This is a genomic window from Cupriavidus gilardii (assembly GCF_013314895.1).
Lineage (GTDB): Bacteria > Pseudomonadota > Gammaproteobacteria > Burkholderiales > Burkholderiaceae > Cupriavidus > Cupriavidus gilardii_C.
In genome coordinates this window covers 24,674-50,127 of sequence record NZ_JABTYE010000021.1, presented here as the reverse complement: position 1 = coordinate 50,127, position 25,454 = coordinate 24,674, and the positions used below count along the sequence as shown (strand labels likewise).

Annotated in this window: 24 protein-coding genes; all 24 read left to right on the top strand. The window is 65.5% G+C overall.

Annotated features, from left to right (window positions below; all coding sequences use genetic code 11):
• Positions 1–2: 2 nt before the first annotated feature.
• Complete coding sequence (locus HTY53_RS19240; protein WP_151023252.1) at positions 3–485, top strand: NuoB/complex I 20 kDa subunit family protein; 483 nt, start codon at positions 3–5, stop codon at positions 483–485.
• Position 486: 1 nt separating this feature from the next.
• A complete protein-coding gene (locus HTY53_RS19235; RefSeq protein ID WP_174108104.1) occupies positions 487–1,086 on the top strand; it encodes an NADH-quinone oxidoreductase subunit C in 600 nt (199 codons plus the stop codon).
• A 19-nt stretch (positions 1,087–1,105) separates the two neighbouring features.
• Positions 1,106–2,359 carry an NADH-quinone oxidoreductase subunit D gene (locus tag HTY53_RS19230; RefSeq protein ID WP_174108103.1) on the top strand — a complete coding sequence of 418 codons (1,254 nt, stop codon included), beginning with the start codon at positions 1,106–1,108 and terminating at the stop codon, positions 2,357–2,359.
• Positions 2,360–2,525: 166 nt separating this feature from the next.
• Positions 2,526–3,026 carry an NADH-quinone oxidoreductase subunit NuoE gene (gene nuoE / locus HTY53_RS19225; RefSeq protein WP_053821437.1) on the top strand — a complete coding sequence of 167 codons (501 nt, stop codon included), beginning with the start codon at positions 2,526–2,528 and terminating at the stop codon, positions 3,024–3,026.
• Position 3,027: 1 nt separating this feature from the next.
• Entirely contained in the window at positions 3,028–4,323 is a 1,296-nt protein-coding gene (gene nuoF, locus HTY53_RS19220) for an NADH-quinone oxidoreductase subunit NuoF (protein ID WP_053821438.1), read from the top strand.
• Positions 4,324–4,335: 12 nt separating this feature from the next.
• The gene (gene nuoG, locus HTY53_RS19215) at positions 4,336–6,702 is read left to right on the top strand and encodes an NADH-quinone oxidoreductase subunit NuoG (RefSeq protein ID WP_174108102.1); all 2,367 of its coding nucleotides are present in this window, start codon (positions 4,336–4,338) and stop codon (positions 6,700–6,702) included.
• A gap of 30 nt (positions 6,703–6,732) precedes the next feature.
• A complete protein-coding gene (nuoH, locus tag HTY53_RS19210) occupies positions 6,733–7,797 on the top strand; it encodes an NADH-quinone oxidoreductase subunit NuoH (RefSeq protein ID WP_174108101.1) in 1,065 nt (354 codons plus the stop codon).
• Between the two features lie 98 nt (positions 7,798–7,895).
• Entirely contained in the window at positions 7,896–8,387 is a 492-nt protein-coding gene (gene nuoI / locus HTY53_RS19205) for an NADH-quinone oxidoreductase subunit NuoI (RefSeq protein ID WP_006576689.1), read from the top strand.
• A 136-nt stretch (positions 8,388–8,523) separates the two neighbouring features.
• Entirely contained in the window at positions 8,524–9,165 is a 642-nt protein-coding gene (locus HTY53_RS19200; protein WP_174108100.1) for an NADH-quinone oxidoreductase subunit J, read from the top strand.
• Positions 9,166–9,180: 15 nt separating this feature from the next.
• Entirely contained in the window at positions 9,181–9,486 is a 306-nt protein-coding gene (gene nuoK / locus HTY53_RS19195) for an NADH-quinone oxidoreductase subunit NuoK (RefSeq protein WP_174108099.1), read from the top strand.
• A gap of 72 nt (positions 9,487–9,558) precedes the next feature.
• Positions 9,559–11,664, top strand: a complete 2,106-nt coding sequence (gene nuoL, locus HTY53_RS19190) for an NADH-quinone oxidoreductase subunit L (RefSeq protein WP_174108098.1) — start codon at positions 9,559–9,561, stop codon at positions 11,662–11,664.
• A 14-nt stretch (positions 11,665–11,678) separates the two neighbouring features.
• On the top strand, positions 11,679–13,145 hold the full coding sequence (locus HTY53_RS19185; RefSeq protein WP_174108097.1) for an NADH-quinone oxidoreductase subunit M: 1,467 nt from the start codon (positions 11,679–11,681) through the stop codon (positions 13,143–13,145).
• A gap of 18 nt (positions 13,146–13,163) precedes the next feature.
• Positions 13,164–14,639 (top strand): NADH-quinone oxidoreductase subunit NuoN, encoded by a 1,476-nt coding sequence (gene nuoN / locus HTY53_RS19180; RefSeq protein WP_174108096.1) that lies wholly within the window; start codon positions 13,164–13,166, stop codon positions 14,637–14,639.
• A 34-nt stretch (positions 14,640–14,673) separates the two neighbouring features.
• Positions 14,674–14,982: a DUF2818 family protein gene (locus HTY53_RS19175; RefSeq protein WP_006576683.1), complete on the top strand. Its 309-nt coding sequence runs from the start codon at positions 14,674–14,676 to the stop codon at positions 14,980–14,982.
• A gap of 48 nt (positions 14,983–15,030) precedes the next feature.
• Positions 15,031–15,675 carry an NUDIX domain-containing protein gene (locus HTY53_RS19170; RefSeq protein WP_238510473.1) on the top strand — a complete coding sequence of 215 codons (645 nt, stop codon included), beginning with the start codon at positions 15,031–15,033 and terminating at the stop codon, positions 15,673–15,675.
• A 146-nt stretch (positions 15,676–15,821) separates the two neighbouring features.
• Complete coding sequence (locus tag HTY53_RS19165; RefSeq protein ID WP_174108095.1) at positions 15,822–16,274, top strand: DUF1178 family protein; 453 nt, start codon at positions 15,822–15,824, stop codon at positions 16,272–16,274.
• 89 nt (positions 16,275–16,363) lie between these two features.
• Positions 16,364–17,566, top strand: a complete 1,203-nt coding sequence (locus HTY53_RS19160) for an acyl-CoA dehydrogenase family protein (protein WP_174108094.1) — start codon at positions 16,364–16,366, stop codon at positions 17,564–17,566.
• A 13-nt stretch (positions 17,567–17,579) separates the two neighbouring features.
• Positions 17,580–18,698: an acyl-CoA dehydrogenase family protein gene (locus HTY53_RS19155; RefSeq protein ID WP_174108093.1), complete on the top strand. Its 1,119-nt coding sequence runs from the start codon at positions 17,580–17,582 to the stop codon at positions 18,696–18,698.
• A 231-nt stretch (positions 18,699–18,929) separates the two neighbouring features.
• Positions 18,930–19,382 (top strand): MaoC family dehydratase, encoded by a 453-nt coding sequence (locus tag HTY53_RS19150; RefSeq protein ID WP_174108092.1) that lies wholly within the window; start codon positions 18,930–18,932, stop codon positions 19,380–19,382.
• A 94-nt stretch (positions 19,383–19,476) separates the two neighbouring features.
• The gene (locus HTY53_RS19145; protein WP_174108091.1) at positions 19,477–19,956 is read left to right on the top strand and encodes a MaoC family dehydratase; all 480 of its coding nucleotides are present in this window, start codon (positions 19,477–19,479) and stop codon (positions 19,954–19,956) included.
• A 196-nt stretch (positions 19,957–20,152) separates the two neighbouring features.
• Entirely contained in the window at positions 20,153–21,409 is a 1,257-nt protein-coding gene (gene urtA / locus HTY53_RS19140; protein WP_174108090.1) for an urea ABC transporter substrate-binding protein, read from the top strand.
• Between the two features lie 335 nt (positions 21,410–21,744).
• Positions 21,745–23,394, top strand: a complete 1,650-nt coding sequence (gene urtB / locus HTY53_RS19135; protein ID WP_254600023.1) for an urea ABC transporter permease subunit UrtB — start codon at positions 21,745–21,747, stop codon at positions 23,392–23,394.
• A complete protein-coding gene (gene urtC / locus HTY53_RS19130) occupies positions 23,391–24,590 on the top strand; it encodes an urea ABC transporter permease subunit UrtC (protein ID WP_174108089.1) in 1,200 nt (399 codons plus the stop codon). Before urtB ends, urtC begins: the two co-directional genes overlap by 4 nt.
• Positions 24,587–25,447 carry an urea ABC transporter ATP-binding protein UrtD gene (gene urtD / locus HTY53_RS19125; protein ID WP_174108088.1) on the top strand — a complete coding sequence of 287 codons (861 nt, stop codon included), beginning with the start codon at positions 24,587–24,589 and terminating at the stop codon, positions 25,445–25,447. The genes urtC and urtD overlap by 4 nt, the downstream gene beginning before the upstream one ends.
• The last annotated feature ends 7 nt before the right edge of the window (positions 25,448–25,454 follow it).

The following is a 25,454-nucleotide window of genomic DNA, read 5'->3' as shown; positions in this document are numbered from 1 at the left end:
AAATGGCAATCGAAGGCGTTCTGAACGAAGGCTTCGTCACGACTACCGCTGACAAGCTGATCAACTGGACCCGCACCGGGTCGCTGTGGCCGATGACCTTCGGCCTGGCCTGCTGTGCCGTGGAAATGATGCATGCCGGCGCGTCGCGCTACGACATGGACCGCTTCGGCGTGATCTTCCGCCCGTCGCCGCGCCAGTCGGACGTGATGATCGTGGCCGGCACGCTGTGCAACAAGATGGCCCCCGCACTGCGCAAGGTGTACGACCAGATGGCCGAGCCGCGCTGGGTCATCTCGATGGGCTCGTGCGCCAACGGCGGCGGCTACTATCACTACTCGTATTCGGTGGTGCGCGGTTGCGACCGGATCGTGCCGGTCGACATCTACGTGCCGGGCTGCCCGCCGACGGCCGAAGCGCTGATCTACGGCATCATCCAGCTGCAGAACAAGATCCGCCGCACCAACACCATCGCGCGCAAGGGTTGACATGGCCAAGCTCGATACCCTGAAGTCCGCGCTGGAGAAGGCGCTCGGCAATCGCATCGCCAAGCTGGTGGAGTCGCTCGACCAGCTGACGCTGATCGTCAAGGCCGACGATTACCTGGAAGCGGCCCGCATCCTGCGCGACGATCCGTCGCTGCGTTTCGAACAGCTGATCGACCTGTGCGGCGTCGACTATTCCACCTATGGCGACGGCGCCTGGGACGGCCCGCGTTTCGCCGCGGTCTCGCATCTGCTGTCGCTGGCGCATAACTGGCGCCTGCGCGTGCGTGTGTTCGCGCCGGACGACGACATGCCGGTGATCCCGTCGCTGATCGACGTGTGGAACTCGGTCAACTGGTTCGAGCGCGAGGCGTTCGATTTCTACGGCATCATCTTCGAAGGCCATCCGGACCTGCGCCGCATCCTGACCGACTACGGTTTCGTCGGCCATCCGTTCCGCAAGGACTTCCCGGTGTCCGGCTATGTCGAGATGCGCTACGACCCCGAGCAGAAGCGCGTCATCTATCAGCCGGTCACGATCGAACCGCGCGAGCTGACGCCACGGGTGATCCGCGAGGAAAACTACGGCGGCCTGAAGCACTGACCGGCACTGAGAACCCGCGATGGCAGATATCAAGAATTACACCCTGAACTTCGGTCCGCAGCACCCGGCGGCGCACGGCGTGCTGCGCCTGGTGCTGGAGCTGGACGGCGAGGTGATCCAGCGCGCCGATCCGCACATCGGCCTGCTGCACCGTGCCACCGAGAAGCTGGCCGAGACCAAGACGTGGATCCAGAGCGTGCCGTACATGGACCGTCTCGACTATGTGTCGATGATGGCCAACGAACACGCCTATGTGATGGCGATCGAGAAGCTGGTCGGCATCGACGTGCCGATCCGCGCGCAGTACATCCGCGTGATGTTCGACGAAATCACGCGCCTGCTGAACCATCTGATGTGGATCGGCTCGCACGCGCTCGACGTCGGCGCGATGGCAGTGTTCCTGTACGCCTTCCGCGAGCGCGAGGACATGTTCGACATGTACGAGGCGGTTTCGGGCGCGCGCATGCACGCGGCCTACTATCGTCCGGGCGGCGTCTATCGCGACCTGCCTGACACGATGCCGCAATACAAGGCGTCCAAGGTCCACAACGAGCGGGCGATCAAGGCGATGAACGAGGCGCGCTCCGGCTCGCTGCTCGACTTCATCGAGGATTTCACCAACCGTTTCCCGAAGTACGTCGACGAGTACGAGACGCTGCTGACCGACAACCGGATCTGGAAGCAGCGCCTGGTCGGCATCGGCGTGGTCAGCCCGGAACGCGCGCTGCAGATGGGCTTCACCGGCCCGATGCTGCGCGGCTCGGGGATCGAGTGGGACCTTCGCAAGAAACAGCCCTACGAGGTCTACGACAAGGTGGACTTCGACGTGCCGGTTGGCGTGGGTGGCGACTGCTATTCGCGCTATCTGGTGCGGGTGGAAGAAATGCGCCAGTCCAACCGCATCATCAAGCAATGCGTCGACTGGCTGCGCCGCAATCCGGGCCCGGTGATGAGCGACAACCACAAGGTCACGCCGCCGTCGCGGGTCGACATGAAGTCGAACATGGAAGAGCTGATCCACCATTTCAAGCTCTTCACCGAAGGCATTCGCGTGCCGGAAGGCGAGACCTACGCGGCGGTGGAGCACCCGAAGGGCGAGTTTGGCATCTATGCGATCTCCGACGGCGCGAACAAGCCGTACCGTCTGAAGATCCGCGCACCGGGCTTCGCCCACCTGGCCGCGCTCGACGAAATGGCCAAGGGCCACATGATCGCGGACGCGGTGACGATCATCGGTACGCAGGACATCGTGTTCGGCGAGATCGACCGCTAACGACGTGCCGCCTCCGGACGACGATCCGGACCGACCGCGGCAAGCCGGCATGGGGCTCATGCCTGCGAGGACAACGCAGCGACGGCTGCAACTGATGCGAACCGCGCCACCGGCTGGCGCGCTTCGCTTGTAAATCGGCGCATTAGGCAACACCACGGCAACGACCATGCTATCAGCAGAAGCTCTCAAGGAAATCGATCGCGCGATCGCCAAGTATCCGGCCGACCAGAAGCAATCGGCCGTGATGGCGGCATTGGCCGTGGCGCAGGGCGAAGTGGGCTGGGTGTCCCCGGAAGTCATGGAATTCGTGGCCAAGTACCTCGACATGCCGCCGGTGTGGGTGGAGGAAGTGGCCACCTTCTACAACATGTACGACACCAAGCCGGTCGGCCGCTACAAGCTGACCGTCTGTACCAACCTGCCTTGCGCACTGTCCGGCGGCGAACGCGCCGGCGACTACCTGAAGCGCAAGCTGGGCATCGACTACAACGAGACGACCCCGTGCGGCACCTTCACGCTGAAGGAAGGCGAGTGCATGGGCGCCTGCGGCGACGCCCCGGTGATGATCGTCAACAACACCCGCATGTGCAGCTTCATGAGCGATGCCAAGCTCGACGCGCTGGTCGACGAGCTCAAGGCCGAAGCCGCTGCCAAGGGGGACAAGTAATATGACCTGTCTGCACGACCGCCATATCCAGCCGCTGATCCTGGCCGGGCTGGATGGCAAGAACTGGCATCTGGAAGACTACGTCAAGCGCGGCGGCTATCAGCAGCTCAAGCGCATCCTGACGGAAAAGGTCCCGCCCGAGCAGGTGATCGCCGACGTCAAGGCGTCGGGCCTGCGCGGCCGCGGCGGCGCGGGCTTCCCCACCGGCCTGAAGTGGAGCTTCATGCCGCGTCAGTTCCCGGGCCAGAAGTACCTGGTCTGCAATACCGACGAGGGCGAGCCCGGCACGTTCAAGGATCGCGACATCATCCGCTACAACCCGCACGCGCTGATCGAAGGCATGGCCATCGGCGCGTACGCGATGGGCATCACCGTGGGCTACAACTACATCCACGGCGAGATCTGGAACGAGTACAAGATCTTCGAGGAAGCCCTCGAAGAGGCGCGCGCGGCCGGCTTCCTGGGTGACAACATCCTGGGTTCGGGCTTCAGCTTCCAGCTGCATGCCCACCACGGCTATGGCGCCTACATCTGTGGCGAGGAAACCGCGCTGCTCGAATCGCTGGAAGGCAAGAAGGGCCAGCCGCGCTTCAAGCCGCCGTTCCCGGCCAGCTTCGGCCTGTACGGCAAGCCGACCACGATCAACAACACCGAGACGTTTGCCGCGGTGCCGTTCCTGCTGGCCGTCGGTCCCGAGAATTACCTGAAGATGGGCAAGCCGAACAACGGCGGCACCAAGATCTTCTCGGTCTCGGGCGATGTCGAGCGTCCCGGCAACTACGAGATTCCGCTCGGCACGCCGTTCGCGACGCTGCTGGAACTGGCCGGCGGCATGCGCGGCGGCAAGAAGCTCAAGGCGGTGATCCCCGGCGGCTCGTCGGCGCCGGTGGTGCCGGCCGACCTGATGATGGCGTCCGACATGGACTACGACTCGATCGCCAAGGCCGGCTCGATGCTGGGCTCGGGCGCCGTGATCGTGATGGACGAGACGCGCTGCATGGTTCGCTCGCTGCTGCGCCTGTCCTATTTCTACTTCGAAGAATCGTGCGGCCAGTGCACGCCGTGCCGCGAAGGCACCGGCTGGCTCTACCGCATGGTGAACCGCATCGAGCATGGTGAAGGCCGCCAGGAAGACCTGGACCTGCTCAACAACGTTGCCGAAAACATCATGGGCCGCACCATCTGCGCGCTCGGCGATGCGGCGGCGATGCCGGTCCGCGGCATGCTCAAGCACTACTGGAAAGAGTTCGAATATCACGTCGAACACAAGCAGTGCATGGTTCCGGCCTACATCTAAGCGTGGCAGAACATGGTTGAACTCGAAATCGACGGCAAGAAGGTTGAGGTTGCGGAAGGCAGCCTGGTGATGGAAGCGGCCCGCAAGCTGGGCACCTACATCCCCCACTTCTGCTATCACCGCAAGCTGTCCATCGCGGCCAACTGCCGCATGTGTCTGGTCGAGGTCGAAAAGGCGCCGAAGGCGCTGCCGGCCTGCGCCACGCCGGTTACCGCGGGCATGAAGGTCTTCACCAATTCGGAGAAGGCGGTCAAGGCCCAGAAATCGGTGATGGAATTCCTGCTGATCAATCACCCGCTCGACTGCCCGATCTGCGATCAGGGCGGCGAGTGCCAGCTGCAGGATCTGGCGGTCGGCTACGGCGCCTCCGAATCGCGCTACAAGGAAGAGAAGCGCGTGGTGTTCCACAAGAACGTGGGCCCGCTGATCTCGATGGAAGAGATGACGCGCTGCATCCACTGCACCCGCTGCGTGCGCTTCGGCCAGGAAGTGGCCGGCGTGATGGAGCTGGGCATGCTGAACCGCGGCGAGCATTCCGAGATCACGACCTTCGTCGGCAAGACGGTGGACTCCGAGCTGTCGGGCAACATGATCGACCTGTGCCCGGTCGGCGCGCTGACCAGCAAGCCGTTCCGCTACACCGCGCGTACGTGGGAACTGTCGCGCCGCAAGTCGGTGTCGCCGCACGACGGCCTGGGCACGAATCTGATCGTCCAGTCGAAGAACCATCGCGTGATGCGCGTGCTGCCGCTGGATAACGAAGCCATCAACGAATGCTGGCTGTCGGACCGTGACCGCTTCTCGTACGAGGGCCTGAACAGCGCCGACCGGCTGACCCGGCCGATGATCAAGCAGGACAACCAGTGGCTCGAAACCGACTGGCAGACCGCGCTCGAATACGTCGCCAACGGCCTGGCCAGCATCAAGCGCGAGCATGGTGCCGACCAGATTGCCGCGCTGGCCAGCCCGCACGCCACCGTCGAGGAGCTCTATCTGCTCGGCAAGCTGGTGCGCGGCCTCGGTAGCGACAATATCGACTTCCGCCTGCGCCAGGCCGATTTCTCGGCGCCGGTAGAGGGCGCGCCGTGGCTCGGCATGCCGATCGCTGAGGTGTCGACGCTGCAGGGTGCGCTGGTGATCGGCGCCTCGCTGCGCAAGGACCAGCCGCTGCTGGCCTCGCGCCTGCGCCAGGCCGCCAAGAAGGGCGCACGCGTTGCCGTGCTGGGCGCCAGCCCCGAAGATCTGCTGATGCCGCTGGCAGCGCGCATCGCCGTGGCGCCGTCGGCGTGGGCCGGCGCGCTGGCGGGCGTGGCCCGTGCGGTTGCAGCCGCCAAGGGTGTGGCCGCGCCGGCGGGCACGGACGGCTTTGATGGTGGCGCGCTGGCCGAGGCGGCCGCGCAGGCCCTGCTGTCGGGCGAGCGCCGTGCCGTGTTCATCGGCAACGAGGCGGTCCGCCATCCGCAATTTGCCGCGCTGCATGCGCTGGCGCAGTGGATCGCCGACAACACCGGTGCCACGCTGGGCTTCCTGACCGAAGCGGCCAACACCGTCGGCGCGCATCTGGTCGGCGCGCTGCCGCGCCAGGGCGGGGCCGACGCCCGCGCCATGCTGGACACGCCGCGCAAGGCCTATGTGGTGCTGAACGCCGAACCCGAGTTCGACAGCGCCGACCCGCAACGCGCGCTGGCCGCGCTGAGCCAGGCCGGCACCGTGATCGTGCTGTCGCCGTTCCGCTCCGACGCCGCGCTGCAATACGCCGACGTGATCCTGCCGATCGCGCCGTTCAGCGAGACCTCGGGCACCTTCGTCAACTGCGAAGGCGTGCCGCAGAGCTTCAACGGCGTGGTGCGTCCGCTGGGCGAGACCCGTCCGGCGTGGAAGGTGCTGCGCGTGCTCGGCAATCTGCTTGACGTGCCGGGCTTCGACTACGAGACCGCCGAATCGGTCCGCGACGAGGCCCTGGCCGAAGAAATCGGCCCGCGCCTGAACAACCGGACCACCGCGGCGATCCAGATCGCTGCGCCGGCAGCCGATGGCGCCGTGCCGGCGATCGAGCGCGTCGCCGACGTGCCGATCTACCACTCGGACGCGATCGTGCGCCGTGCCGATTCGCTGCAGCTGACCGCCGCCGCGCGCCGTGCGATGCAGGTGGGCCTGTCGGCCGATCTGTTCGCCGCCCTTGGCGTGGTCGCCGGCGACCCGGTGCGCGTGACGCAGGGGCAGGGCAGCGTGGTGCTGCCAGCCGTGCTGGAAGAAGGTCTGCCCGCCAATACGGTGCGCGTGTCGGCGGCCACGCCGGCCGCCGTCGGCCTGGGGCCGATGTTCGGCACCGTGCTGGTGGAAAAGGCGGTCGAACTGGCCCCGGTGGCCGCGGCTTAAAGAAGCGAATACGACAGGCGAGAGAGAAAGATGATCGATTGGATTACCTCGCAGGGACAGGCCGTCTTCGGTGGCGCATGGACGCCGCTGTGGATCCTGATTCGCGCCGTGGTCATCGTGGTGCCGCTGCTGCTGTGCGTGGCCTACCTGATCCTGTGGGAGCGCAAGCTGATCGGCTGGATGCACGTGCGGATCGGCCCGAACCGGGTCGGCCCGCTGGGCCTGCTGCAGCCGATCGCCGACGTGCTGAAGCTGCTGCTCAAGGAAGTGATGACGCCCTCGCAGGTCAGCAAGGGCCTGTACCTGATCGCGCCGCTGATGGTGCTGATGCCCGCGGTGGCGATCTGGGCGGTGATTCCGTTCCAGGCCGAGGTCGTGATGGCGGACGTCAATGCCGGCCTGCTGTATGTGATGGCGATCAGCTCGGTCGGCGTCTACGGCGTGATCCTGGCCGGCTGGGCCTCGAACTCGAAGTACGCCTTCATCGGCGCGATGCGTGCCGCCGCGCAGATGGTGTCGTATGAAATCGCGATGGGCTTTGCCCTGGTTACCGTGCTGATGGTGTCGGGCAGCCTGAACCTGTCGTCGATCGTCAACGGCCAGAACACCGGCTACTTCGCCAACATGGGCCTGAACATCCTGTCGTGGAACTGGCTGCCGCTGCTGCCGATGTTCGGCGTCTACTTCATCTCGGGCGTGGCCGAAACCAACCGGCACCCGTTCGACGTGGTGGAAGGCGAATCGGAAATCGTGGCCGGCCACATGATCGAGTACTCGGGCATGGGCTTCGCGCTGTTCTTCCTGGCCGAATACATCAACATGATCGTCATCTCGACGATGACCGCGCTGATGTTCCTCGGCGGCTGGGCGCCCCCGGTCGACAGCGTGGTCACCAACGCGATCCCCGGCTTCTTCTGGCTGCTGATCAAGGTATTCCTGCTGCTGTCGGTGTTCATCTGGATCCGCGCTTCGTTCCCGCGCTACCGCTACGACCAGATCATGCGCCTGGGCTGGAAGGTCTTCATTCCGTTGACCGTCGCGTGGCTGATCATCGTGGCGATCTGGATCAAGTCGCCCTGGAACATCTGGCACTGAAATCGCCGCCGATCCCGGTCACGAGGCTGACCGGGACGGGCCAGACCGGGCCGCGGCGCACGCGCCGCGCCCGGCGGAATTACTAGGAAGCAATCGTCATGCTGCTCGCCATCAAGGACTTCTTCAACAGCCTGCTCCTGAAGGAACTCTTCAAGGGCATGGCCTTGACCGGCCGCTATCTCTTCGCCCGCAAGATCACGGTGCAGTTCCCCGAGGAGAAGACGCCGGTGTCGCCGCGCTTCCGCGGCCTGCACGCGCTGCGCCGCTATCCGAACGGCGAGGAGCGCTGCATCGCCTGCAAGCTGTGCGAAGCGGTCTGCCCGGCGCTGGCCATCACGATCGAGTCGGACGTGCGCGCCGACGGCACCCGCCGTACCACGCGCTACGACATCGATCTGACCAAGTGCATTTTCTGCGGCTTCTGCGAGGAAGCCTGCCCGGTCGACGCGATCGTCGAAACCCAGATTCTCGAGTACCACGGCGAGAAGCGCGGCGACCTGTATTTCACCAAGGACATGCTGCTCGCGGTGGGCGACCGCTACGAGCCGCAGATCGCGGCGGCCAAGGCGGCGGACGCGAAGTACCGCTGATCGCGCGAACCGGGCAACCGGCGCGAACCTGGCCGCAAGGCTGCATATTGAATCGGGCCCCGCAAGGGGCAACTAGAAGGATGCCGCAAGGGCAGGCCGCCGGGGGTGGCCTGTGCCGTGCGGCACGACGAGAACCATGGAATTCACGACCACCATCTTCTACGTCTTCGCTGTGGTGCTGGTGCTCTCCGCACTGAAAGTCATCACCGCCAAGAACCCGGTGCACTCGGCGCTGTACCTCGTGCTGTCGTTCTTCACGGCAGCCGCGCTGTGGCTGCTGCTGCAGGCCGAATTCCTCGCCATCCTGCTGGTGCTGGTCTACGTCGGCGCCGTGATGGTGCTGTTCCTGTTCGTCGTGATGATGGTCGATATCGATATCGAGCACCTGCGCCGCGACTTCTGGACCTATGTGCCGCTGGCCTCGGTGGTCGGCGCGCTGATCATCGCCGAGATGGCGATCGTGCTGGTGCGCAACTTCATCGGCACCACGCAACCGCTCAAGCCGATGCCGCAGGGTTCGGACTACTCGAACACCGGCGCGCTCGGCCAGCTGATCTACACCGACTACATCTACGCCTTCGAGGTGGCCGGCATCATCCTGCTGGTGGCCATCATCGCCGCGGTCGCGCTGACACTGCGCCGCCGCAAGGACACCAAGGCGCAGGACGTGTCCGAACAGCTGCGCACCCGCCGCGCCGACCGCGTGCGGCTGGTTTCGATGCCGGCACAGACCGCGCAAGCCGCCGGCGAGCAAGCCGACGCCGCCAACAAGAACTGAAGATCGGGGAACGACGTGCTCTCTCTCGCCCATTTCCTGGTGCTCGGTGCGATCCTGTTTGCGATCAGCATCGTCGGCATCTTCCTGAACCGCAAGAACGTGATCGTGCTGCTGATGGCGCTCGAGCTGATGCTGCTGGCGGTCAACATGAACTTCGTCGCCTTTTCGCACTATCTGGGCGACCTGGCCGGACAAGTCTTCGTTTTCTTTATCCTGACGGTGGCCGCCGCCGAGTCGGCGATCGGTCTGGCAATCCTGGTCGTGCTGTTCCGCAATCTGGACACGATCAACGTCGACGACCTGGACGCGCTCAAGGGCTGATGCCCGCGAGCCGCTCCTGTCGAAACACGTCACCCAACCGACCGCACCCGACCGCACACCTACAAGCGTCCTATGGCAACCACGCTCAACCCCAACCTGCTGCTCGCGATTCCGCTGGCGCCGCTCGCCGGCGCGGCCATCGCGGGATTGTTCGGCACCAAGTTCTTCGGATCGTTCTCGTCGGAGACGCGCGCCGGCCGCGCCATCGCCCACACCGTGACCATTCTCGGCGTGGCGATCGCCTGCCTGCTGTCGCTGCTCGTGCTGCGCGACGTGATGGTGGATGGGGCCAGCTTCAACGCCACGGTCTATGAGTGGATGGTGCTGCCGTTCGACGGCCACCCGCTGAAGATGGAGGTCGGCTTCCTGGTCGACTCCCTGACCGCGATGATGATGGTGGTGGTGACCTTCGTCTCGCTGATGGTGCACATCTACACCGTCGGCTACATGCAGGGCGACCCCGGCTACAACCGCTTCTTCGCGTACATCTCGCTGTTCACCTTCTCGATGCTGATGCTGGTGATGAGCAACAACTTCCTGCAGTTGTTCTTCGGCTGGGAAGCGGTGGGTCTCGTCTCGTATCTGCTGATCGGCTTCTGGTACACCCGTCCGACCGCGATCTTCGCCAACCTGAAGGCCTTCCTGGTCAACCGCGTCGGCGACTTCGGCTTCATCCTGGGCATCGGCCTGCTGCTGGCCTACAGCGGCAGCCTGAACTACACCGAGGTGTTCGCCGCGCGCGACCAGCTGGCGACCGTGACCTTCCCGGGCACCGACTGGATGATGCTGACGGTGGCCTGCATCTGCCTGTTCATCGGCGCGATGGGCAAATCGGCGCAGTTCCCGCTGCACGTCTGGCTGCCCGACTCGATGGAAGGCCCGACCCCGATCTCGGCGCTGATCCACGCGGCCACCATGGTGACCGCGGGCATCTTCATGGTCAGCCGCATGTCGCCGCTGTTCGAGCTGTCGGACGCCGCACTGTCCTTCGTGCTGGTGATCGGCGCCATCACCGCGCTGTTCATGGGCTTCCTCGGCATCATCCAGAACGACATCAAGCGCGTGGTCGCCTACTCGACGCTGTCGCAGCTGGGCTACATGACGGTCGCGCTGGGCGCCTCGGCCTACCAGGTCGCGGTGTTCCACCTGATGACCCACGCCTTCTTCAAGGCGCTGCTGTTCCTGGCCGCGGGTTCGGTGATCATCGGCATGCACCATGACCAGGACATCCGCAACATGGGCGGCCTGCGCAAGTACATGCCGATCACCTGGATCACCTCGCTGGTCGGTTCGCTGGCACTGATCGGCACGCCGTTCTTCTCGGGCTTCTACTCGAAGGATTCGATCATCGAGGCCGTCGCCGAGTCGCATATCGCCGGTTCGGGCTTCGCCTACTTCGCTGTGATGGCCGGCGTCTTCGTCACCGCGTTCTACTCGTTCCGGATGTACTTCCTGGTCTTCCACGGCGAGGAACGCTTCGGCAAGCCGCATCTGCATCACGACCACGCGGCCGAAGAGGAAGAGGCGCATGGCGATGATCATCACCATGGCCTGGCCCCGGGCGAGAAGCCGCACGAGTCGCCGTGGGTGGTGACGCTGCCGCTGGTGCTGCTGGCGATCCCGTCGGTAGTGATCGGTGCGATCGCGATCGAACCGATGCTGTTCGGCGACTTCTTCAAGAACGGCGTGGCCTTCCAGAACGTGATCTTCGTCGGCGAGAACCACCACGCGATGCGCGAGCTGGCCGACATGTTCCACGGCTGGGTGGCGATGGGCGTCCACTCGCTGCAGACCCCGGTGCTGTGGCTGGCGCTGGCCGGCGTGGTGCTGTCGTGGTTCTTCTACATGAAGCGTCCGGACATCCCGGCGGCGATCCAGCAACGCTTCAGCGGCCTGTACAAGTTGCTCGACAACAAGTACTACATGGACGCCATCAACGAAGCGGTGTTCGCCCGCGGCGCGCGCCTGCTCGGCACGGGCCTGTGGAAGGGCGGCGACCAGGGCCTGATCGACGGCCTGCTGGTCAACGGCGCCGCGCGCGTGGTCGGCTGGTTCGCCTCGGTCAGCCGCTACGTGCAGTCGGGTTATATCTATCACTACGCATTCGCGATGATCCTGGGCATGCTGGTGCTGCTGTCGATCACGATCTTCTCGGCTAGCGCGGTGGGCGCCAAGTAAGGAATACAACGAAAATGGTTCTCTCTTTCGCTATCTGGCTGCCTATCTTTTTCGGCTTGCTGGTGCTGGCCTTCGGCTCGGATCGCAGCCCGGGCTTCGTCCGCTGGACCGCGCTGTTCGGCTCGATCGTCAGCTTCCTGGTGACGCTGCCGCTGATCCTGAACTTCGACCGCGGCACCGCGCAGATGCAGTTCGTCGAGAAGTATTCGTGGATCGAGCGCTTCAACATCCATTACCACCTCGGCGTCGACGGCATCTCGATGTGGTTCGTGGTGCTGACCGCCTTCATCACGGTGATCGTCGTGATCGCCGGCTGGGAGGTCATCACCGAGCGCGTGGCGGCCTACATGGCCTCGTTCCTGATCCTGTCGGGCATCATGGTCGGCGTGTTCGCCTCGCTCGACGGCATGCTGTTCTACGTGTTCTTCGAGGCCACGCTGATCCCGATGTACATCATCATCGGCGTCTGGGGCGGTCCGAACCGGGTCTACGCGGCCTTCAAGTTCTTCCTGTACACGCTGCTCGGCTCGCTGCTGACGCTGGTCGCGCTGCTGTACCTGTACAACAAGACCGGCAGCTTCGAGATCCTGCAATGGCATCAGGCAAAGCTGTCGATGAACGAGCAGGTGCTGCTGTTCCTGGCGTTCTTCCTCGCCTTCGCGGTCAAGGTGCCGATGTGGCCGGTCCATACCTGGCTGCCCGACGCCCACGTCGAGGCGCCGACCGGCGGCTCCGTCGTGCTGGCCGCGATCATGCTGAAGCTGGGCGCCTACGGCTTCCTGCGCTTCTCGCTGCCGATCGCGCCGGACGCCAGCCACAGCCTGGCCGCGTTCATCATCGCGATCTCGCTGGTGGCCGTGATCTACATCGGCCTGGTGGCGATGGTGCAGGCCGACATGAAGAAGCTGGTCGCGTACTCGTCGATCGCGCACATGGGCTTCGTCACGCTGGGCTTCTTCATCTTCAGCGAGATCGGCATCGAGGGCGGCATCGTGCAGATGATCTCGCACGGCTTCATCTCGGGCGCGATGTTCCTTTGCATCGGTGTGCTCTATGACCGGGTGCACTCGCGCCAGATCGCCGACTACGGCGGCGTGGTCAACACGATGCCGAAGTTCGCGGCCTTCGCGGTGTTCTTCGCGATGGCCAACAGCGGCCTGCCGGCCACCTCGGGCTTCGTCGGCGAGTGGATGGTGATCCTGGGCGGCGTCCAGTACAACTTCTGGATCGGCCTGGCCGCCGCGACGTCGCTGATTCTCGGCGCGGCCTATTCGCTGTGGATGGTCAAGCGCGTGGTGTTCGGCGAGATCAAGCACCAGCACGTCGCCGAGCTGGTCGACCTGAACAAGCGCGAGTTCGTCATGCTGGGCCTGCTGGCCGCGATGACGCTGTACATGGGCCTGCATCCGAAACCCTTTACCGATGTGATGCACGCATCGGTGGTCAACCTGCTGTCGCACGTGGCGCAGTCCAAGCTGTAAGCAGGGAGAGAACGAATCATGGAATCGACCACGAATTGGGCCGCTGTCGCCCCGATCATCTTCCTCGCGATCGCCATCGCGGCGGTCAACTGGATCGACCTGGCGCGCGGCAAGAGCCGCTCGAGCGTCGCCTATCCGCTGTCGCTGCTGATCACGCTGGTGCTGACCGTCTGGTTCGGCCTGAACGCGGCCAGCGGCGAGACCCACTACGCCTTCTCGAACCTGGCGGTGATCGACCCGATGGCCAATGTGCTGTCGTCGTTCTCGGCGCTGGCGCTGTTCGTGACGCTGGTCTATACGCGCCGCTACCTCGGCGATCGTGACCTGTACGCCGGCGAGTTCTACATGCTGGCGCTGTTCACGCTGGGCGGCCAGATCGTGATGATCACCGGCAACAACTTCCTGACGCTTTACCTTGGCGTGGAACTGCTGTCGCTGTCGTCCTACGCGCTGGTCGCGCTGCGCCGCGATTCGCGCGTGACGTCGGAATCGGCGATGAAGTACTTCGTGCTGGGCGCGCTCGCCTCGGGCTTCCTGCTGTACGGCATGTCGATGATGTACGGCGCCACCGGTTCGCTGAATCTTGGCGAAGTGTTCCGCGTGGTCGAGTCCGGCCGCGTCAACACGACGATGCTGGCCTTCGGCGTGGTGTTCCTGGTCGCCGGCCTGGCCTTCAAGCTGGGCGCCGCGCCGTTCCACATGTGGATTCCGGACATCTACCAGGGCTCGCCGACCGCGGTGACGCTGCTGATTGCCGGTGCGCCGAAGCTGGCCGCCTTCGCAATGACGCTGCGCATCCTGGTCGAGGGCCTGCTGCCGCTGGCGGTGGACTGGCAGATCATGCTGTCGGTGCTGGCGGTGGTGTCGCTGGCGATCGGCAACCTGACCGCGATCGTGCAGAGCAACCTGAAGCGGATGCTGGCGTATTCGACCATCTCGCACATGGGGTTCCTGCTGCTCGGCATGCTGTCGGGTGTGGCGGGCGGCCAGACCGACGGTGCCGCCAGCGCCTACGGCTCGGCGATGTTCTACGCGGTCACCTATGTGCTGACCACGCTGGGGACCTTCGGCATCATCCTGCTGCGCACCAACAAGGGCTTCGAGGCGGAAACGCTGGAAGACATGCGCGGCATGTCGCGCAAGAACCCGTGGTTCGCGCTGCTGATGCTGGTGATGATGTTCTCGCTGGCCGGCATTCCGCCGACCGTGGGCTTCTACGCCAAGCTGGCCGTGCTCGAAGCCGTGGTCGCCGCGGGCATGTCGTGGCTGGCCGTGGTGGCGGTGCTGTTCTCGCTGATCGGTGCGTTCTACTACCTGCGCATCGTCAAGCTGATGTACTTCGACGTGCCGGCCGGCGAGGAAGTGCTGGAGGCATCGGGCGGTCTGCGTTCGCTGCTGAGCCTGAACGGCCTGGTCATCGTCGTGCTGGGCATCTTCCCGGCCGCGCTGATGAACCTGTGCTACCAGGTCGTGCGCACCACGCTGGGCGCCTGAGCCCCCGGCCCACGCGAACACCACGCAAACCGCAATGAGCGCATCCGCGGGCGGCTGGTTTGTCATCCTGCTGGCATTGGCCTGTGCCAATCTGCCGTTCGTCAACCAGCGCCTGTTCGCGGTGATCCCGCTCGGCAAGCCGCGCAAGCCGTTCTGGATGCGGCTCGCCGAGCTGATCGTCTACTATCTGCTGGTCGGCGCGGTCGGTTTCGCCGTCGAGGCCGGCCTGGGCAACCGCTTTGCCCAGGGCTGGCAGTTCTACGCGATCACCGCCTGCCTGATGCTGGTGTTCGCCTTCCCCGGCTACACCTGGCAGTATCTGGTCAAACATCGCGCGAGCTGACGCCGAACCCGGCATGACCTTCGGCGGCCTCGCCATCCCGGAGCGTTCATGTCGTCATCCCAATCGAAAGCCTCCAAGGCTGCCCCCCTGGTCTCCCCCGAAGCGCTCGACGCCGGCGGCGACGACCATCTGACGGAAGTCCCGCTGGCGTCCGCGACGCTGCACCGGGGCAAGTTTCTGACGCTGAAGCAGGACATCGTGCGGCTGCCCGACGGCAAGCAGGCCGGCCGCGAGTATGTCGAGCACCCCGGCGCGGTGATGATGATCCCGCTGTTCGACGACGGCACCGTGCTGCTCGAGCGCCAGTTCCGCTATGCGGTCCGGGAGGTGATGCTGGAGTTTCCGGCGGGCAAGCTCGATCCCGAGGAAGGGGCGCAGCGCTGCGGCGAGCGCGAACTGCGCGAGGAAACCGGCTACAGCGCCGCGCGCTGGGATTATCTGACCCGAATCCATCCGGTGATCTCGTATTCGACCGAGTTCATCGACCTGTTCCTGGCGCGCGACCTGACCGCCGGCGAGGCGGCGCTCGACGACGGCGAATTCCTGGAAACGCTGATCGTGCCGGCCGGCCAGGTGATCGACTGGGTCCGCCAGGGCCGCATCACCGACGTCAAGACCATCATCGGCGCGTTCTGGCTGGAAAAGGTGCTGTCGGGCGCCTGGCAGCCGGGGGAGCAGAGGGTGCCCGGCTGAGGACTGCCCACCTTTAAATTCCCCGGCGCGCTACCATCTTCCCCAGACGCCGGCCCTTGGGCTGGCAGCGGTCAGGAAAAAATTAGAACGACCGTTCACAAATTTGCGATTCACGGCTAATATTGCTTTGACGGGCTGGAAACATCATGAAGGTGCTCGACCTGCGCTGTGCGCATGACCATCGGTTCGAAGGCTGGTTTGCTTCGGAGGACGATGCGCAATCGCAGATCTCTCGCGATCTCGTTCAGTGTCCTGTCTGCGGCGACCACGCGGTGACGCGGCTGCCCAGCGCCCCGCGCCTGAATCTGTCCGGTGCGGCCGAGCGCCAGCCGACGCCGCAGGCGCCGGGGCAGCAGGCACAGGCGGTCCAGGTTGCCCTGCAATCGCTGTATCTGAAGGCGGTCAGGCAGGTGCTGGCGCAGACCGAGGATGTGGGGCCGCGCTTTGCCGAGGAGGCCAGGCGCATGCATTACGACGAGGCACCGGAACGCGGCATCCGCGGGACGGCGTCGCCGGAGGAAGTGCAGGCGCTCGCCGAGGAGGGCATCGAAACGTTTCCGCTCGTGGTGCCGGATGCGCTGAAGCAGACGGCTCACTGAATCGCGTCCCGTGCCCGCCTTCGCGCCGGTGCGACGGCGCGTTGGCCAGAACAATTTGCCGGCCGCAGCCGGCATCACTGGAGACGGGCATGGATCTCAACTACACGGCGGCCGACAACGCCTTCCGCGAGGAAGTGCGCAGCTGGCTGGAAGCCAACCTGCCGGCGGACATTCGCGCCAAGATTCTGAATCACCGCCGGCCCAACCGCGACGATCTGGTCCGCTGGCACAAGATCCTGGCGGGCAAGGGTTGGTCGGCGCCGCACTGGCCGGTCGAGTACGGCGGCACCGGCTGGAATGCCACCCAGCGCCATATCTGGGACGAGGAAAATGCCCGCGTCGGCGCGCCCGGCGTGCTGCCCTTCGGCGTCGCGATGGTCGCGCCGGTGATCATGAAGTACGGCAACGAACAGCAGAAGTCGTACTATCTGCCGCGCATCCTCGATTGCACCGACTGGTGGTGCCAGGGCTACTCGGAGCCGGGCTCGGGCTCGGACCTGGCCTCGCTGAAGACCCGTGCCGAACTGACTCCGGACGGCAAGCACTACATCGTCAACGGTCAGAAGACCTGGACCACGCTCGGCCAGCACGCCGACATGATCTTCTGCCTGGTCCGCACCGATCCCGAAGCCAAGAAGCAGGAGGGCATCTCCTTCCTGCTGATCGACATGAAGACGCCCGGCATCACCGTGCGTCCGATCATCATGCTCGACGAGGACCACGAGGTGAACGAGGTCTTCTTCGACAACGTCAAGGTGCCGGTCGAAAACCGCGTCGGCGAAGAGAACAAGGGCTGGACGTACGCGAAGTACCTGCTCGGCCATGAGCGCACCGGCATTGCCCGCGTGGGCAATTCGAAGCGCGAGCTCGGCTTCCTGAAGCGCATCGCGCGCCAGCAGCAGAAGAACGGCAAGCCGCTGCTCGAAGATCCGGTGTTCGGCGCCAAGGTCGCCGCGCTGGAAATCGAACTGATGGCGCTCGAGATCACCGTGCTGCGCGTGGTGTCGAGCGAGAGCGCCGGCAAGGGGCCCGGCCCCGAGGCCTCGCTGCTGAAGATCAAGGGCACCGAGATCCAGCAGCTGCTGACCGAGCTGATGGTCGAAGCCGTCGGCCCGTACGCGCAACCGTTCGACCGCGACTACCTGGAGTGCGAGACCGAGCATGCGGTGACCGGCTACGACGACGCCGCGCCGCTGGCCGCGTACTACTTCAACTTCCGCAAGACCTCGATCTACGGCGGATCCAACGAAATCCAGAAGAACATCATCAGCCAGATGATCCTGGGGCTGTGAGGAGACAGGAACCATGAACTTCAATCTCAGCGACGAGCAGAAGCAACTGGCTGACGCGGTACGCCGCTTCATCGACAAGAGCTACGACTTCGAGTCCCGCAAGAAGGCCTACAAGAGCGAGCTCGGCTACAGCGAAGCGGCCTGGAGCGCGCTGGTCGAACTCGGCCTGACGGCGCTGCCGGTGCCCGAAGCGCAGGGCGGTTTCAACGGGACCGCCATCGACATGATGGTGGTGATGCAGGAGCTGGGCCGCGGCCTGGTGGTCGAGCCGTACCTGGCGACGGTAACTGCCGCCTACGCGCTGAAGCAGGCCGGCGGCCAGGACACCGTGCTGGAGCAGGTCGCCGGCGGCGAAATCAAGCTGGCCACCGCGTTCAACGAGCGCGAGGCGCGCTACGCGTTGAACGACGTGCGCGTGACCGCCAAGGGCGGCAAGCTGAACGGCACCAAGGTCGTGGCGATCCACGGCGGGCAGGCCGACAAGCTGGTGGTGTCGGCACGCACCGGTGGCGGCAACGCCGACCAGGACGGCATCTCGCTGTACCTGGTCGATGCCAGGGGCCCGGGCGTCACCATCCGCGACTACCGCACCATCGACAATCTGCACGCGGCCGACATCACGTTCCAGGACGCAGCCGGGGAGCTGCTCGGCGCCGAAGGCAAGGGCTGGGATCTGCTCGAGCAGGTGGCCGACTACGCCGCGGTGCTGCTGTGCGCCGAGGCCGTGGGGGTGATGGACACGCTGACCGCCGCCACCATCGAGTACGCCAAGACGCGACAGCAGTTCGGCGTGCCGATCGCGCGCTTCCAGGCGCTGCAGCATCGCATGGTCGAGATGTTTATCCACGCCGAGCAGTCGCGCTCGATCACGCTGCTGGCTGCGGCGCGCTTCGACGAAGCCAGCCCCGAGGAGCGCCGCCGCTATGTGTCCGCCGCGAAGGCGCGGGTCGGCCAGGCCGCGCGCACGGTCGGCCAGGAAGCGGTGCAGATCCACGGCGGCATGGGCGTGACCGACGAACTGCCGGCCGCGCACATGTTCAAGCGGCTGACGCTGATCAACACGACGTTCGGCGATGTCGACCACCATCTTGGCCGCTTCGCCAGCCTGCCGGAATTCCAGCAGGCGGCATGATGGCCAGCCGTTGAGGCAAGACAAGCCGCGCTCGGACAGTGATGTCTGGCGCGGCTTTTTGCATTCAGGGTTTTCTCCCCTCTCCCGCGTGCGGGAGAGGGGCGGGGGAGAGGGCAGGGGCGCTCGTCGTACCGATGGCGATCGGCACCACCCCCTCTCCCCGACCCTCTCCCCCTGAGGGGGAGAGGGGGAGAGGGGGAACACATTCGATACGAGGACTCAGGAGACCCCATGTCCGACACCCAATACTTCGAAGACTTCGTCGTCGGCAGCCGGCGCGAGCTCGGCTCGCGGCTGATCACCGAGGACGAGATCGTCAGCTTCGCCACGCAATACGATCCGCAGCCCTTCCACGTCGACAAGGACGCGGCAAAGAAAAGCATCTACGGCGGCCTGATCTCGAGCGGCTGGATGACCTGCGCGGTGATGATGCGCATGCTGGTCGACAACATGACGTCGAAGTCGGCGAGCATGGGCTCGCCCGGCGTCGACGAGATCCGCTGGCTCAAGCCCGTGTATGCCGGCGATACGCTGACCGTGTTCGTCTCGGTGCTGGACAAGCGCCCGTCGCAGTCCAAGCCCGATCGCGGCGTCGTGCACACGCAGTGGGAGGCGGTCAACCAGCGCGGCGAGCTGGTCTGCACCGTCAAGGGCATGGGCATGTACGGCCGCCGGCCCGCCTGAGCCGCTCCGCCACGACACCGCTCACATCATTGGCTAAATCGTCGGCCGCATTGCCGGCCACATCGTCGGCCACCTCATTCGACAAGGAGACACCATGCGCACCATCGCTTCGCTGGAGGAGCTGGAAAGCCTGCAAGGGCAGGAGGTCGCCGTCAGCGACTGGACCGAGATCACCCAACACCAGGTCAACCTGTTCGCCGAGGCGACCGGCGACCACCAATGGATTCACGTCGATCCCGACCGTGCGCGGCGCGAGTCGCCGTTCGGCGCGCCGGTCGCGCATGGCTTTCTGACGCTGTCGCTGCTGCCGGCATTGATGCAGAGCGCGATGCAGATGCCGGGCGTCAAGATCGGCGTCAACTACGGCCTGAATCGCGTGCGCTTCACCGCGCCGGTGCCGGTCGGCAGCCGGCTGCGCGCGCGCATCAAGCTGCTGAAGGTGGAGCGCATCGCGCCGCCGCCCAATGCACCGGACCTGGTCGGCGCACAGTCGACCTGGGAGGTCACCATCGAACGCGAAGGCAGCGACCGACCGGTCTGCGTCGCGGAATCGATCAGCCGGCGCTATTCCTGACGCCCCGGCGCGGTGCGTCGCACCGCTTTGCGACATCGCACCATCGTGATGCAAAGCGCCGGCGCACCGCCACGGTGCGGCGATGTCAAGGCAGACTCCTACGCGGCTTGATGCCGCGTTCTTTTTTGGTGGCACGCTAGTTGCAGAAGTCCCTCCCGGGGTGCGTTGTTCCTCGAACACAAGCTAGGGAGCTGCAATGAAACGACGGGAAATGTTGAGGCTGTCGGCGGTGGCCGCCGCGGCGATGATCGGTACCAGCCCGCTGGCATTCGCGCAATCGAAAGAGCCGATCAAGGTGGGCGTGCTGCATTCGCTGTCGGGCACGATGGCGATCTCGGAAACGTCGCTGAAGGACGTTGCGCTGATGGCGATCGACGAGATCAACAAGAGCGGCGGCGTGCTGGGCCGCAAGCTGGTGCCGGTGGTGGTCGATCCCGCGTCGAACTGGCCGCTGTTCGCCGAGAAGGCGCGCCAGCTGATCAGCAACGACAAGGTCGCGGTGACCTTCGGCTGCTGGACCTCGGTGTCGCGCAAGTCGGTGTTGCCGGTCTACGAGGAACTGAACGCGCTGCTGTTCTATCCGGTGCAGTACGAGGGCGAGGAGATGTCGAAGAACGTCTTCTATACCGGCGCCGCGCCCAACCAGCAGGCCATTCCCGCTGTCGAATACCTGATGAGCAAGGAGGGCGGCGGCGCCAAGCGCTTCTTCCTGCTGGGCACCGACTACGTGTACCCGCGCACCACCAACAAGATCCTGCGGGCCTTCCTGAAGAGCAAGGGCGTGGCCGACAAGGATATCGAGGAGGTCTACACGCCGTTTGGCCACAGCGATTACCAGACCATCGTCGCCAATATCAAGAAGTTCTCGCAGGGCGGCCGCACCGCGGTGATCTCGACGATCAACGGCGATTCCAATGTGCCGTTCTACAAGGAACTGGGCAACGCCGGCCTGAAGGCCAAGGATGTGCCGGTGGTGGCGTTCTCCGTCGGCGAGGAAGAGCTGCGCGGCATCGACACCAAGCCGCTGGTCGGCCATCTGGCCGCATGGAACTACTTCATGTCGGTCAAGAACCCGGAGAACGAGGCCTTCAAGAAGCAATGGGCGGCCTGGGTCAAGGCGAACAATCTGCCGGGCGGCGACAAGCGTGTGACCAACGACCCGATGGAGGCAACCTACGTCGGCATCCATATGTGGGCGCAGGCGGTCAAGAAGGCCGGCACCACTGACCCGAACAAGGTCCGCGCCGCGATGATCGGCCAGACCTTCAAGGCACCTAGCGGCTTCACGCTGACGATGGGCGAGAACCACCATCTGTACAAGCCGGTGATGATCGGCGAGGTCAAGGGCGACGGGCAGTTCTCGGTCGTGTGGAAGACGCCGAAGCCCCTGCGCGCGCAGCCGTGGAGCCCGTTCATCGCGGGCAACGAGGGCAAGCCGGACAAGGTGATGTGAAGGCTGTTGGGGCGACGGGCCTGGCGAAAACCACCCCCTCTCCCCAACCCTCTCCCCCTGAGGGGGAGAGGGAGAACACAGTGGGTTCTCTTATTCCGCTGAGGGGGAGGGAGAACACAGTGGGTTCTCTTATTCCGCTGAGGGGGAGAGGGAGAACACAGTCAGTTCTTCCATTCCACCGAAGCTCACTGACTCCCCGAAGGCAAGCGCACCGCCTGTTTTCTCCCCTCTCCCGCTTGCGGGAGAGGGGCGGGGGAGAGGGCAGCGGCGCTCGCCATCCCGCCACCCGTCCGTTCTTCGTTGACCGCTTGATCCTCGACCACGATACCGATTCCATGTCCCGACCCATGCTGCCCCGCGCCTCCTGGTGGCGCGCCACGCTCGCCGCGCTGTTGTCGCTGCCGCTGTTGCTCGCGGCGCCCGCGCTGTGGGCGGCCGCCGCGCTGACGCAGGCCGATCTGCAGCCGCTGGCCGAAGAAGATTTCGATGCCAAGCGCGGCGCCATCGCCGTGCTGGCCAAGGCCGATCCGAAGCAGGCCGGCCCGATCCTGCAGGCGCTGCAGGACGACACGCTGCAGTTCGCGCCGGGCATCGGCATGGTTCGCGTCGAAGGCGAGCGCGTGCTCGACGCGATCACCGGCAAGCCGGTCGAGGTCGAGGCCGGCGCGCTGCAATCGCTGACCCTGAACAACAGCCTGCGCGCGCAGGTCGACGGTGCGGCCGGCAGCCTGCTGCTGTCCTCGCCCGACGCCGCGGTACGCGCGCAGGCCATCGCCGCACTGCTGGAACGTCCCGAAGACGCACCGCGCGAGGCCGTCGCCACCGCGCGCCAGTCCGAAGCGGACGCCGCCCTGCGTGCCCGGCTCGACGTGATCTGGGCCAATACCGTGCTGGCCGACGGCAGCCGCGACGAGCGGCTTGAAGCGATCCGCATCCTCGGCCGCGACAGCGACCCGGCCACGCGCCAGCGGCTGCAGCCGCTGGTCGAGCGTGGCGACAACGGCCAATACCGCGAGCCGGACCCGCAACTGCGCGCCGCCGCGCAGCAGGCGCTCGACAATCTGCGCGCCAGCGAGCGCCAGGCCGAGCTGATCGGCAATCTGTTCGCCGGCCTGAGTCTGGGCAGCGTGCTGCTGCTGGCCGCGCTGGGCCTGGCCATCACCTATGGGCTGATCGGCGTGATCAACATGGCCCATGGCGAATTCCTGATGATCGGCGCCTATGCGACGTGGCTCGTGCAGACGCTGTTCCGCACCTATCTGCCCGATGCCTTCGACTGGTACCTGCCGGCGGCCTTGCCCGCGGCTTTCCTTGCCGCCGCCGCGGTCGGCTTTGTGCTCGAACGACTGGTGCTGCGCCATCTGTACGGCCGTCCGCTGGAGACGCTGCTGGCGACGTTCGGCATCAGCCTGCTGCTGATGCAGGCGGTGCGGATGCTGTTCGGCGCGCAGAACGTCGAAGTCGCCAACCCGAGCTGGATGAGCGGCGGTGTGCAATGGATGCCCGGTCTGGTGATTCCGTACAACCGCATCGTCATCGTGGTGTTCGCGCTGGCGGTCGTGGCGATTGCCTGGGCCGTGTTGAACCGCACGCGGCTGGGCCTGTTCGTGCGCGCCACCACGCAGAACCGCACGATGGCCGCCTGCGTCGGCGTGCGGACCTGGAAGGTCGACAGCTATGCCTTCGCCTTCGGTGCGGGCATCGCGGGCCTGGGCGGCTGCGCGCTGTCGCAGATCGGCAATGTCGGGCCCGACCTGGGGCAGGCTTACATCATCGATTCGTTCATGGTCGTCGTGCTGGGCGGGGTGGGGCAGCTAGCCGGCACCATCGTCGGCGCCTTCGGCCTGGGCATCATCAACAAGTTCATCGAGCCGTTCTACGGCGCGGTGCTGGCCAAGATCATCGTCCTGGTGCTGATCGTGCTGTTCATCCAGAAGCGGCCACAGGGACTGTTCGCGCTCAAGGGGCGCAGCGCGGAGGCATGATGCAAAGCTCGATCGATCCCGGAAGGTCCGCCTTCACGCTGGCCGTACCCGCGCGCCAGCCCTTGTTCTCCGCGCGCGGCTGGCTGGCGCTGGCGGTGGTCGCGCTGCTGGCCGCGGTCGCGGTGCCGGTGTGCGCGCTGGTCCTGCCCGACACGCATCCGCTGCATCTGTCGGCCTATGCGCTGACGCTGATCGGCAAGATCATGTGCTTTGCGCTGGCCGCGATCGCGCTCGATCTGGTGTGGGGCTACTGCGGCATCCTGAGCCTGGGCCATGGCCTGTTCTTCGCGCTCGGCGGCTATGCGATGGGCATGTACCTGATGCGCGCGATCGGCCGCGAGGGCGTCTATCGCAGCGAGCTGCCGGACTTCATGGTGTTCCTCGACTGGAAGGAGCTGCCGTGGTTCTGGCACGGCACCGACCATCTGGGCTACGCGCTGCTGCTGGTGGTGCTGGTGCCGGGCGTGCTGGCCTGGCTGTTCGGCTTCTTTGCCTTCCGCTCGCGCATCAAGGGCGTCTATCTGTCGATCATCACGCAGGCGCTGACCTATGCCGCGATGCTGCTGTTCTTCCGCAACGAGACGGGCTTTGGCGGCAACAACGGCTTCACCGACTTCAAGCGTATTGCGGGCTTTGCCATCGCCGCGCCCGAGACGCGCACCGTGCTGTTCGTGCTGACCGCGTTCGCGCTGCTGGGCGGACTGATCGCCTGCCGCTATATCGTGACCTCGAAGCTGGGCCGGGTCGTTACCGCGGTGCGAGATGCCGAGACGCGCGTGATGTTCTCCGGCTACAACCCGCTCGGCTACAAGCTGTTCGTCTGGACCTTCTCGGCGGTGCTGTGCGGCATCGCCGGCGCGCTGTATGTGCCGCAGGTCGGCATCATCAATCCGGGAGAGATGTCGCCGGCGAACTCGATCGAGATGGCGGTATGGGTCGCCGTCGGCGGGCGCGGCACGCTGATCGGCCCGGTGATCGGCGCCTTTCTGGTCAATGGCGCGAAGACGCTGTTCACCGCGCACTTCGCCGAGTACTGGCTGTTCCTGCTCGGCGCGATGTTCGTGCTGGTGACGCTGTATCTGCCGAACGGCGTGGTGGGGCTGCTGGCGCGCCTGCGGCGTGGCGACGCGGCGGGCGCATCGACACCCCGGCCTGCACCCGTGGCGGTGCCGGCCAGCAGCGGAGGAAAGGCATGAACGCGGCCCTGAAGCCAGCCCACGATGCCGCGCAGGCGGACAGCGGCGACGCCACCGGCCTGGGCCGTGTGCTCGAACGCGGCGCCATCGATGTCTCGCACGGACCGATCCTCTATCTGGAGGACGTGACCGTGCAGTTCGACGGCTTTCGCGCGCTGAACAAGCTGACGCTGTCGATCGACCACGGCGAGCTGCGCTGCGTGATCGGACCCAATGGCGCCGGCAAGACCACGATGATGGACGTGATCACCGGCAAGACCGGGCCGCGCAATGCCTCGGTCACCGGACGCGTGTTTCTGGGCCAGAGCATCGATTTGATGCGGCTGAACGAGCCGACCATCGCGCAGACCGGCATCGGCCGCAAGTTCCAGAAGCCCACCGTGTTCGAGCAGCACGCCGTCTGGGAGAACCTGGAGCTGGCGATGAAGGCCGACAAGCGCTGGTGGTCGTCGCTGCGGGCGCGGCTCGACGGCGATGGCCGCCGCCGCATCGAGCAGACGCTGGCGCTGATCGGGCTGGAAGAGGAGGCCTATCGGCCGGCCGGGCTGCTGTCGCACGGCCAGAAGCAGCGGCTCGAAATCGGCATGCTGCTGATGCAGCGGCCGCAACTGCTGCTGCTCGACGAGCCGGTGGCCGGCATGACCGATGAGGAAACGATGCAGCTGGCGGCGCTGCTCAATGGCCTGCGCGGCAGCTGCTCGATGATGGTGGTCGAGCACGACATGGAGTTCGTTGCCGCGCTGGCCGGCGAGTCCGGCAAGGTCACGGTGCTGGCGGAAGGCAGCGTGCTGGCAGAGGGCACGCTGGACGCGGTCAAGCGCGACGAGCGCGTGATCGAATCGTATTTGGGGCGCTGAACTGCGG